General features: G+C 70.1%; 9 protein-coding genes. 6 read left to right on the plus strand and 3 right to left on the minus strand.

What is annotated here, in order from left to right; genetic code table 11:
• The first annotated feature begins 20 nt into the window (after positions 1-20).
• Positions 21-779, plus strand: coding sequence for an AIM24 family protein (locus ACFWZH_RS31905; RefSeq protein ID WP_384439150.1), 759 nt, complete (start codon positions 21-23; stop codon positions 777-779).
• Between the two features lie 70 nt (positions 780-849).
• Here ACFWZH_RS31905 and ACFWZH_RS31910 read toward each other — a convergent pair whose 3' ends face one another.
• Complete coding sequence (locus ACFWZH_RS31910; RefSeq protein WP_384439153.1) at positions 850-1,380, minus strand: NUDIX hydrolase; 531 nt, start codon at positions 1,378-1,380, stop codon at positions 850-852.
• A complete protein-coding gene (locus ACFWZH_RS31915) occupies positions 1,377-2,840 on the minus strand; it encodes a zinc-dependent metalloprotease (RefSeq protein WP_384439156.1) in 1,464 nt (487 codons plus the stop codon). The genes ACFWZH_RS31910 and ACFWZH_RS31915 overlap by 4 nt, the downstream gene beginning before the upstream one ends.
• A gap of 191 nt (positions 2,841-3,031) precedes the next feature.
• On the opposite strand from ACFWZH_RS31915, the gene ACFWZH_RS31920 reads away from it, so the two are divergent.
• From ACFWZH_RS31920 to ACFWZH_RS31935, 4 genes are all read left to right on the plus strand, one after another.
• Positions 3,032-4,183: an SDR family oxidoreductase gene (locus ACFWZH_RS31920; protein WP_384439159.1), complete on the plus strand. Its 1,152-nt coding sequence runs from the start codon at positions 3,032-3,034 to the stop codon at positions 4,181-4,183.
• 104 nt (positions 4,184-4,287) lie between these two features.
• The gene (locus ACFWZH_RS31925; protein ID WP_384439162.1) at positions 4,288-4,770 is read left to right on the plus strand and encodes a molybdenum cofactor biosynthesis protein MoaE; all 483 of its coding nucleotides are present in this window, start codon (positions 4,288-4,290) and stop codon (positions 4,768-4,770) included.
• A 171-nt stretch (positions 4,771-4,941) separates the two neighbouring features.
• Positions 4,942-5,133, plus strand: coding sequence for a hypothetical protein (locus ACFWZH_RS31930; RefSeq protein WP_384439165.1), 192 nt, complete (start codon positions 4,942-4,944; stop codon positions 5,131-5,133).
• A 125-nt stretch (positions 5,134-5,258) separates the two neighbouring features.
• Positions 5,259-6,356 (plus strand): PDZ domain-containing protein, encoded by a 1,098-nt coding sequence (locus tag ACFWZH_RS31935; protein WP_384439168.1) that lies wholly within the window; start codon positions 5,259-5,261, stop codon positions 6,354-6,356.
• Positions 6,357-6,421: 65 nt separating this feature from the next.
• Here ACFWZH_RS31935 and ACFWZH_RS31940 read toward each other — a convergent pair whose 3' ends face one another.
• A complete protein-coding gene (locus ACFWZH_RS31940; protein WP_384439170.1) occupies positions 6,422-6,976 on the minus strand; it encodes a PPA1309 family protein in 555 nt (184 codons plus the stop codon).
• Between the two features lie 136 nt (positions 6,977-7,112).
• Here ACFWZH_RS31940 and ACFWZH_RS31945 point away from each other — a divergent pair, with 136 nt between their 5' ends.
• Positions 7,113-10,001: a UPF0182 family protein gene (locus ACFWZH_RS31945; RefSeq protein WP_384439179.1), complete on the plus strand. Its 2,889-nt coding sequence runs from the start codon at positions 7,113-7,115 to the stop codon at positions 9,999-10,001.
• Positions 10,002-10,025 lie beyond the last annotated feature (24 nt).

Here is a 10,025-nt window from a genome sequence, read left to right on the forward strand (position 1 = left end):
GGGGGAGGACCGAACACGCCATGCAGAGTCCGCTTTTCGCCTTCACCGAGGCACAGACCCAGGACCGCTACGCCCTGCAGAACAACCAGCTGCTGCGCGTCGCCCTCCAGGGTCACGAGGACGTCCTGGCCCGCAAGGGGTCGATGGTCGCCTACCAGGGACTGCTCGAATTCGACGGCACGTACCAGACGCCCGGGCAGCAGCGCACCCGCGCCTACTCCGGCGAGGGCCTCGACCTGATGCGCGTCTCCGGGCAGGGCACGGTCTATCTGGCCAACCTCGCCCAGTACGTGCATGTCGTCGATGTCGACCACGACGGTCTGACCGTCGACAGCAGCTACGTCCTGGCGCTGGACTCCGGCCTCCACTGGGAGGCCGTCTCCGTCGACAGCCAGTACGGCATCTCCGGCACCGGCAAGTACCAGCTCAACATCTCCGGGCAGGGCAAGGTCGCCCTGATGACCTCGGGCGAGCCGTTGATGCTGCAGGTCACGCCGGACAAGTACGTCAACGCCGACGCCGACGCGGTGGTCGCCTGGTCCGCCTCGCTGCGGGTGCAGATGCAGGCGCAGACCCACTCCTCCGGCGTGTGGCGGCGACGCGGCAACACCGGCGAGGGCTGGGAGCTGAGCTTCCTGGGCCAGGGCTATGCGCTGGTCCAGCCCAGCGAGCTGCTGCCGCCGCAGAACGCCGTCATCGGCTCCGGTATGGCGGCCCAGTTCGGCATGGGCCAGCAGGGCGCCCGGGGGCAGAACCAGGGCAACATCTTCACCAACTGACCCGCCGCCGACGCCCGTCCGGCGCCCGCCCGCCTCGCAGCGGGTGGGCGCCGGATGCGGTCGCCGTCGTCTACAGCAGCGCGCGGGCGCGCTCCACCAGGCGCGCCACCGACGTATCGGCGACGCCGGGCACCTCGTCGTAGGCGAACCAGCGCAGATCCAGCGACTCGTCGCTGATCGCCGCCACCGCGCCCTCGGGCGCCAGCGCCGCGTACTGGACGTCCAGATGCACCGCGCAGGGCGTGTGATGGCGATCCAGCCGCACCGGGCCTCCGGGCAGCAGTGTCAGCCCCTGGGCGATGCCCGACTCCTCGCGCGCCTCACGCAGCGCCGCGTCCGCCAGCGAGGCGTCCTCCGGCTCGCAGTGGCCGCCCATCTGCAGCCACATCTCCAGCTTGCGGTGCAGGGTGAGCAGCACCCGGCCGCCGGCCGGGTCGATCACCAGCGCGCTCGCCGTGAGGTGCCCGTCCTTGCAGGGCTTCCACATGCCGTCCTGATAGGCGGCGAGGTGATCCAGATACGCCAGCCGCAGCCGCTCCTGATCGGGCGACGGCGCGGGCCACTCCTTGAGCACCCGCGCCGCATCCGCGTGCAGACTCACTTGCCGTCGTCACCCTTGCTCTCGCCCGGCACCGCATCGGGGCCGTCGCCCTCCTGGGAGGGCTTGCCCAGATCCGGCCGGCCGCCGCTCGCGGCCTCGCCGAGCATCTTGTCGAGCTCGGAGAAGTCCGGCTGCTCGTGGTGCACAAACCCGTCCGGATCGTCCAGATCGGCCGCCGTCGGCAGCATGTCCGGGTGCTCCCACAGGCCGTCGCGGCCGTCCAGGCCCCGCGCGTCCGTGAGCGACGCCCACAGCCGCGAGGCGTCCCGCAGCCGCCGCGGACGCAGCTGGAGACCGATCAGGGTCGAGAACGTCTGCTCGGCGGGGCCGCCGCTCGCCCGGCGCCGCCGCAGCGTCTCCCGCAGCTTGTCCGCCGAGGGCAGATGCGGCTTGGCGGCGGCGTGCACCACCGCGTCCACCCAGCCCTCGACGAGCGCCAGCGCGGTCTCCAGCCGGGCCAGCGCGGCCTTCTGCTCCGGGGTGTCCTCGGGCTGGAACATGCCCTGCTGCAGTGCGTTCTGCAGCTCCTCCGGATGCTGCGGGTCGATCTGGCCGACCACGTCCTCCAGCTTGGTCGTGTCGACCTTGATGCCGCGCGCATAGCCCTCGACGGCACCGAACAGATGCGAGCGCAGCCACGGCACATGGGCGAAGAGCCGCTGGTGGGCGGCCTCGCGCAGGGCCAGGTACAGACGCACCTCCTCCGCCGGCACACCCAGGCCCTCGCCGAACGCGGCGATGTTCCCCGGGAGCAGCGCGGCCTTGCCGGCCGGTCCCAGCGGCAGCCCGATGTCCGTCGATCCGACGACCTCGCCGGCCAGGACGCCCAGCGCCTGGCCGATCTGGGTGCCGAACATCGCGCCGCCCATGGAGCGCATCATCCCGAGCAGCGGGCCCGCCATGGCCTGCATCTCCCCGGGCAGCACATCGCCCATGGCCGACCCGACGCGCTCGGCGAGCGGGTTGACCAGGTCCTTCCACACCGGCAGGGTCTCCTCGACCCACTCCGCGCGGCTCCAGGCCACCACCGAGCCGGAGCCCGACGGCAGCGACGTCACACCGTCCAGCCACAGATCCGCCAGCCGCACGGCCTCCTCCACGGCCACGCGCTCGCCCGGCGACAGGCTCGCGTCCTTGCTGCCGTCCTCGGCGCCCTGCGCGACGGTCTGCCGCGCGATGTCCTTGGCCATGTCCCAGTTCACCGGGCCGCCCTCGTACGAGAGCATCTGGCCGAGCTTCTGGAAGGCGGCTCCCAGATCGCCAGGGTTCATTTCGCCACCAGGGCCGCCCATGCCGCCGAAGAGCGCCGCGAACGGATTGTCCGCGCCGCCGCTCCCGCCGCCGAACCCGAACGGGTCCGCGGGGCCCTGGCTACCTCCCTGGCCGCCCTTCTTCTTGCCGTTGTCGCCGTCCTCCGGCTCCTCCGGCGGAAGGCCGAATCCAAATGGGGTGTCACTCACGGGTTTCCTCGGCTCGTAGGGCCGCCGACCAGGTGGCCGACGGCGGCTGCCCGACATCACCTCCAGCGTAGACACCCGGACCGCTTCGGGGCTCGGTGCTTCGCTGTCCCGGTGGCTGCGGCAGGATGGAGCCACCTGGTGCGAACGCGTCATGACGCGTCCGCACTGAAGACAACCGCTGGAGACGCCCGGTGAGTTCCCCAGATCCGACCGTTCGCGCAGCGCGAAACGCTGCGGCCCAGACCGAGAAGGCAGGCGACACCGCGGGCGGCGCCCCCGACCGGCCGCTGCGCCGGCCCGTCGTCGCCGTCACCGGAGCCGCGTCCGGAGTCGGCGCGCAGCTCACCCGCGCCCTGGTCGACTCCGACGAGGTCAAGCAGGTGGTGGCCATCGACGAGCGGCGCGGCGACGTCGCCGAGGCGCACTGGCACGTCCTGGACGTGCGCGACCCCGCGATCGCCGACAAGCTGCGCGGCGCGGACGTCGTGGTCCACCTGGCGCTCGACCTCGACCTGGGGACCGACGACACGGCGCGCACCGCCTACAACGTGCGCGGCACCCAGACCGTGCTCACCGCCGCCGCGGCCGCCGGCGTCCACCGGGTGGTGCTGTGCACCTCCGCCATGGTCTACGGGGCGCTGCCCGACAACGATGTTCCCCTGGCGGAGGACGCCGAGCTGCGGGCCACCGCGGACGCCACCGGCGTCGGCGACCTCCTGGAGATCGAGCACCTGGCGCGCCGCGCGCCCCGCGCGCACCCGGGCCTGAACGTCACCGTGCTGCGCCCCGCCGTCCTGGTGGGCGGCACCGACACCGCGCTGACCCGCTACTTCGAGTCCCCCCGTCTCCTGGTCGTCGCCGGATCCCGTCCCGCCTGGCAGTTCTGCCATGTCGAGGACCTGGTCAGCGCCCTGGAGTACGCGGCCCTGGAGAAGGTCGACGGCGAGCTGGCGGTGGGCTGCGACGGCTGGCTGGAACAGGAGGAGGTCGAGGAGCTGTCCGGCATCCGGCGGATGGAGCTGCCGTCCTCGGTGGCCCTGGGGGCCGCCGCCCGGCTGCACCGCATCGGCCTGACGCCGTCGCCCGCGGGGGACCTCGCCTACACGATGCACCCCTGGGTGGTCAGCGGCAGCCGGCTGCACGACGCGGGCTGGCGGCCCCGGTGGACGAACGAGGAGGTGCTCGCCGAGCTTCTGGAGGAGGTCGCCGGACGCCACACCGTCGCCGGCCGCCGGCTGGGCCGCAAGGACGCCACCGCCGCGGGTGCCGCCGGTGCCACCGTCGCCCTCCTGGGAACCGCCGCGCTGGTGCGGCGGGCCCGCAAGGCCCGCCGGCGCATCTGAGCGGCACCGGGCCCGCCGGCCTGGAGGAGTCTCCATACGGCTGCCGGGACGACCGGTGGAAACCGCCATTCCCCCGTGCCTTCGCGGTACGGCACGATGGAGGTATGTCTGGCACGCCCTCCCCTTCGACGCCCGGCCGCGACCACCCTGGTGAGCAGGCCTCGGCGGACCCGATCCGGCTCCTGGAGATCCGCGACACCGCGCTGTCGCTGGACGAGGTGTTCACGGCCGTGGGGGACGCGGCCGCCGGCGGCACGGCCCTGTTCGTCGGCACGGTCCGCTCGCACGACAACGGCGCCGACGTCGATCGCCTGGGGTACTCCGCCCACCCGACCGCCGTGGCGGAGATGCGCAAGATCGCGGAGAAGGTCGTCGCCGCGTACCCCGTGCGGGCACTGGCCGCCGTCCACCGCGTGGGCGATCTGCGCATCGGCGACCTGGCTGTGGTCGCCGCGGTGTCCTGCCCCCACCGGGGCGAGGCGTTCGAGGCCTGCCGCAAGCTGATCGACGACCTCAAGCACGAGGTCCCGATCTGGAAGCACCAGATGTTCGTGGATGGAACCGAGGAGTGGGTAGGAGCCTCATAAGTACGGGGGCGGCGGCCCTTGGTTCCGAGGCGACGGTGCTCGAACGCGGGGCCGAACCGGTGTCGCGCGTTCCGGTTGCGTAACCCGCCCCCTGGCGTGAGCGTTGACCTGGCAGATGGTTAATCTGCTTATTCGTCGATTGCGGTCGTACAAGGGGTTGGGAGGTCGCTGATGGGTGCGCTCCTGTGGTTGTTGATTCCGGTTGGTGCCGGGCTGATCGCCGCAGTGTGGAGCAGCTGGGCCCTGCGTCACCGCAAATCCGGCGATGTGGCGGAACTCGCGGGCTACGCCCGGTTCCGCGACGCGATGGAAAGAGAGCATTCCGCTTCCGAGCCGGCTCCGGCCGCCTCCGACTCGGTCTGAACTTCGTCAGCCGTATGCAGTAGCAAGCGGCGGGTGCCGGGCCGCGTCCGCGTGCGGGCGGGTGTTCGACCCCGGACGGACGGCCCCGCGGGCCGGTTGTCATACCCGTCCCGTACTGTCGTTCCATGCCACGCCGCACCGCGACGCTGCTCGCCTCGTTCCTGATGCTGATCGCGCTGCTCTGCGCAGGGGTGCTGTTCCCCGTGCCGTACGCGGAGATGTCTCCGGGGCCGACGGTGAACACCCTCGGCGATCATGACGGCGAGCCGGTGCTGCAGATCTCCGAGCGCAAGACCTACCCGACGACCGGTCACCTGAACATGACCACGGTCCGGGTCACCGGCCCCGACTACACCATGAACCTCTTCGAGGCGCTCTACGGCTGGCTCGACCACGACAGCGCCGTGGTGCCGCACAAGACGCTCTACCCCGAGGGGCAGACGGCCGAGCAGGCCGATCAGGAGAACGCCGAGGAGTTCAGCCAGTCCCAGGAGAGCGCCAAGGTCGCCGCCCTCAAGCAGCTGCACGTGCCGGTCGGCACGCAGACCGTCGTCGGCTCCGTCGTCAAGGACAAGCCGGCCGACGGGCGGCTGCACGCGGGCGACGTGATCAAGGCGGTGGACGGCACGGAGGTCAAGCAGGCGGGCGACGTCGCCAAGCTCGTCACCAAGCACAAGCCCGGCGAGAAGGTCGTCTTCACGGTCATCCCCGCCAAGGAGGCGGCCGCGACCGAGAAGCGGGGCGAGAAGCCCGCGGGCGGCGCGGAGCAGATCTCGATCACGACCGAGAAGGCGGACGACGGCCGGGCCATCGTGGGCATCCAGGCCGGCGTGGACCACATCTTCCCGTTCCCCATCGACATCAAGCTGGCCGACGTCGGCGGTCCGAGCGCCGGGCTGATGTTCGCGCTCGGCATCGTCGACAAGCTCACGCCCGGGAACATGACGGGCGGCAGGTTCGTGGCCGGTACGGGCACGATCGACGACAAGGGCAAGGTCGGCCCGATCGGCGGCATTTCGATGAAGACGGTCGGTGCGCGCGACAAGGGCGCGGAGTTCTTCCTGACGCCGAAGGACAACTGCGCCACCGCCGCCAAGGACACCCCGCGCGGGCTCCGCCTGGTCAAGGTCGACACGATAGGCGACGCCGTCAAGGCGCTGGAGAAGATCCGCAAGGGCGACCTCGCCGGCCTGCCGAGCTGCAGCCCGGCAGGCCGGTCCTAGGAAGCCTCCTCAGGGAAGCCTTCCTCAGGGAGGACGCCCCAGGGGCCGGTAGGCGCCGTCGTGTGTCAGGCCTCGAAGGTCGCGGCGAGCGCGTCGGCGAGGCCCGGTACGAGCGCCGAGCCGGTGAGGACCTCGGCGGTGGAGTCCTTCTCCCGCAGGCGCAGCGCCGATTCGCGGGAGCCGTCGCGCAGCACGGCCACCGTCATACGGACCTCCTGGCGGTCCGGGTGCTTGGCGACCCACTTGGCGAGCTGTGCCTCGTCCATGCCCTCGGGCTCGGAGTCCTCGGCGGACGGCGGCAGCATCAGCCGCTCCACGGTCAGCGCGCAGCCGGTGACGGCGTCCGGCCAGGCGATGGTGCCGAGGAACTCGTCGAGCGGCACGCCGGCCGGGATCTCGTCCTGTTCCACGGGGGTCAGGGAAGCGGTGGTGGAGTCGTCGATACCGAGCTGGGCGGCGAGCGAGGGCTCCTGCGCGCGCAGCTTGGCGGTGTCGACGAGGGCGAACAGTCGGGCGGGCTGATCCCAGCCGAGCCCGGCGCTGTACTCATCGATTTCGAGCACCGCGCGGGTCAGCGGGTCGGCGGCGAGGGGGGTGCCGTCAACGGGGAGGTTGGTCATGCTCAACATCGTGCCTTGTCCACCCCCGAAATCGGGAACCGAGTAAAGCCTTCGTAAGTTGCATCAGTGGGTCCTACTATCGCCGGGCCTGCTCCACACGACAGCGAACTTCGAGGTGCGCACCTTGGCTTTCCAGATGCCGGACCGCGGCGGAGGCCCGACAGGGCCACGGATCAGAGTCGGCCGACCATCGCGGCGGATCCGGACCCTGCTCATGACATTGGGTGTGCTGGCCGTGTTGGCCATGCTCTTCGTGATGTTTGCGGGGTTTTGGACCGATTGGCTGTGGTATCGCTCGGTCAAGTACTCCTCGGTCTTCACCACCACCCTGACGACCAAGATCGGTCTCTTCGTCGTCTTCGGTGTCCTGATGGCCGTGGCCGTCGGCTTCAACATCTGGCTGGCGCACCGCCTGCGGCCGCCGCTGAGCGCGATGTCCATGGAGCAGCAGAGCCTGGACCGCTATCGGATGAGCATCGCGCCCTTCAAGAAGTGGGCGCTGATCGCCATCACGGCGGTGGTCGGCCTGATCGCCGGCGCCTCCGCCTCCGGTGAGTGGCGCACCTGGCTCCAGTGGGTCAACGGCGTCCCGTTCGGCAAGACCGACCCGCAGTTCGGCATGGACGTCTCCTTCTACGCGTTCGACCTGCCCTGGTACCGCTTTCTGCTGAGCTTCGGCTTCGCCTGCGCGGTGCTGTGCCTGGTGGCCGCCGCGCTGACGCACTACCTCTACGGCGGACTGCGGCTGACCAGCCCCGGTTCGCGGGCGACGGCCGCGGCCACCGGCCATCTGTCGGTGCTGCTGGGCCTCTTCGTCTCGCTCAAGGCGATCGCGTACTGGCTCGACCGGTACGGGCTCGCGGTGAAGTCCAGCGGCCTGAAGTCGGCCGAGAACTGGGCGGGTATGCGCTATGTGGACGCCAACGCCTACCTGCCGGCGAAGACCATCCTGTTCTTCATCGCGGCGATCTGCGCGGTGCTGTTCTTCGCGACGCTCTGGCGGCGTACGTGGCAGCTGCCGGTGATCGGCTTCGGCCTGATGGTGCTCTCGGCGGTCCTGATCGGCGGGCTGTATCCGGCCATCGTGCAGAAGTTCCAGGTCCAGCCGAACGAGCAGGCCAAGGAAGCGCCGTACATCAAGCAGAACATCAAGGCGACCCGGGACGCGTACGACATCCAGGACGCCGAGGTCACGCCGTACAAGGGCAACTACAAGCCCACCGGCAAGGAGGACAGCCAGCGGCTGCGGGACGACGCCGACACCACCGCCAGCATGCGACTGCTGGACCCGAACGTGGTCTCGCCGGCCTTCCAGCAACAGCAGCAGGTGCGGGCGTACTACCAGTTCCCGTCCACGCTCGACGTCGACCGGTACAAGGACCAGGACGGCGCCGACCAGGACACCGTCATCGGTCTGCGCGAGCTGAACATCGCCGGCATCCCCGAGCGCAACTGGATCAACGACCACTTCAAGTACACCCACGGCTACGGCGCGGTCGCCGCGAAGGGCACCGAGGCCGCCGACGGCGGCGGTCCGAAGTACACCGAGTCGGATCTGCCCTCCAAGGGGCAGCTGCCCAAGCACGAGCAGCGGGTGTACTACGGCGAGAAGACCACGCAGTACTCCATCGTCGGCGGTCCGCAGAAGGAGCTGGACTACTCCGACGACAGCGGTGAGAAGAGCTACAGCTACCGGGGCGACAGCGGGGTCAACCTCGCCAACCCGATCAACCGCGCCGCGTACGCGGTGGCGTTCGGCGAGCCGCAGATCCTCTACTCCGGCGCGATCGGCGACGGCTCGCGGATCCTGTACAACCGCACGCCCAAGGAGCGCGTCGAGTCCGTCGCCCCCTGGCTGACCATCGACGGCGACGCCTATCCGGCGGTCATCGACGGCCGGATCAAGTGGATCGTGGACGCCTACACCACGAGCAACGGCTATCCGTACGCCTCGCGCACCACGCTCGGGGACACCACGGCCGACTCGCTCACCGACGGGCAGCGGGCGGTGGTGGCCCAGCAGAACCAGGTCAACTACATCCGCAACTCCGTCAAGGCGACGGTCGACGCCTACGACGGCTCGGTCAAGCTCTACCAGTGGGACGAGAAGGACCCGGTCCTCAAGACCTGGATGAACGCCTTCCCCGACACGGTCGAGAAGAAGAGCGCCATCAGCCCGTCGCTCAAGGAGCACCTGCGCTACCCGCAGGACCTCTTCAAGGTGCAGCGCCAGCTGCTGACCACGTACCACGTCACGGACCCGGGGACCTTCTACACCGGCTCCGAGCGCTGGCAGATCCCCAGCGACCCGACGACCAAGTCGGGCAACGCGGTACCGCCGTACTACCTGAGCATGAAGATGCCGGACCAGAAGGACCAGACCTTCTCGCTGACGACGACCTTCACGCCGAACAAGAAGGACAACCTCGGCGCCTTCATGGCCGTCGACGCCAATGCGAAAAGCAGCGACTACGGCAAGATCAGGTTGCTGAAACTGCCCGCGCAGACGCCGGTACCCGGTCCGCAGCTGGTGCAGTCGAAGTTCAACTCCGATCCGGTCATCGCCAATGAGCTCAACATCCTCAAGAAGTTCGGCGATTCGGAGATCGAGTACGGCAATCTGCTGACCGTGCCACTGGACGGCGGACTGCTCTACGTCGAACCGGTGTACCTGCGCGGTGCCAACACCAACTACCCCCTGCTGAAGAAGGTGTTGGTGAGCTACGGCGACAACAAGCCGGTCCTGGAGGACTCCCTGAAGGACGCGCTGGACGTGGTCTTCGGGAAGAAGGCGCCCAGTTCGGGCACGGAGAAGCCGCCGGGCGGCGGTGACACCGGCCAGCAGCCGCCGTCGAACCAGACGGTGCAGCAGGCCCTGTCCGACGCACAGAAGGCCTATGAGGAAGGCGAGAAGGCGCGCGTGGCGGGCGACTGGGGCGCTTACGGCGAGGCCCAGAAGAAGCTCAAGGCCGCGCTGGACCGGGCCGCGAAGGCGTCCGAGAAGGGCGGCAAGTCGGGCGGCTGAGCCGCCGACGGTGATCCCCGGGCC

The organism is Streptomyces sp. NPDC059008, from assembly GCF_042749045.1.
Classification (GTDB): domain Bacteria; phylum Actinomycetota; class Actinomycetes; order Streptomycetales; family Streptomycetaceae; genus Streptomyces.

What these genes read in the sequence shown, in the direction of transcription:
- ACFWZH_RS31930 (WP_384439165.1), top strand. Translation starts at nt 4,942, where the DNA reads ATGGGTGCGCTCCTGTGGTTGTTGATTCCGGTTGGTGCCGGGCTGATC.
- ACFWZH_RS31940 (WP_384439170.1), bottom strand. Translation starts at nt 6,976, where the DNA reads ATGACCAACCTCCCCGTTGACGGCACCCCCCTCGCCGCCGACCCGCTG.
- ACFWZH_RS31935 (WP_384439168.1), top strand. Translation starts at nt 5,259, where the DNA reads ATGCCACGCCGCACCGCGACGCTGCTCGCCTCGTTCCTGATGCTGATC.
- ACFWZH_RS31945 (WP_384439179.1), top strand. Translation starts at nt 7,113, where the DNA reads ATGCCGGACCGCGGCGGAGGCCCGACAGGGCCACGGATCAGAGTCGGC.
- ACFWZH_RS31905 (WP_384439150.1), top strand. Translation starts at nt 21, where the DNA reads ATGCAGAGTCCGCTTTTCGCCTTCACCGAGGCACAGACCCAGGACCGC.
- ACFWZH_RS31925 (WP_384439162.1), top strand. Translation starts at nt 4,288, where the DNA reads ATGTCTGGCACGCCCTCCCCTTCGACGCCCGGCCGCGACCACCCTGGT.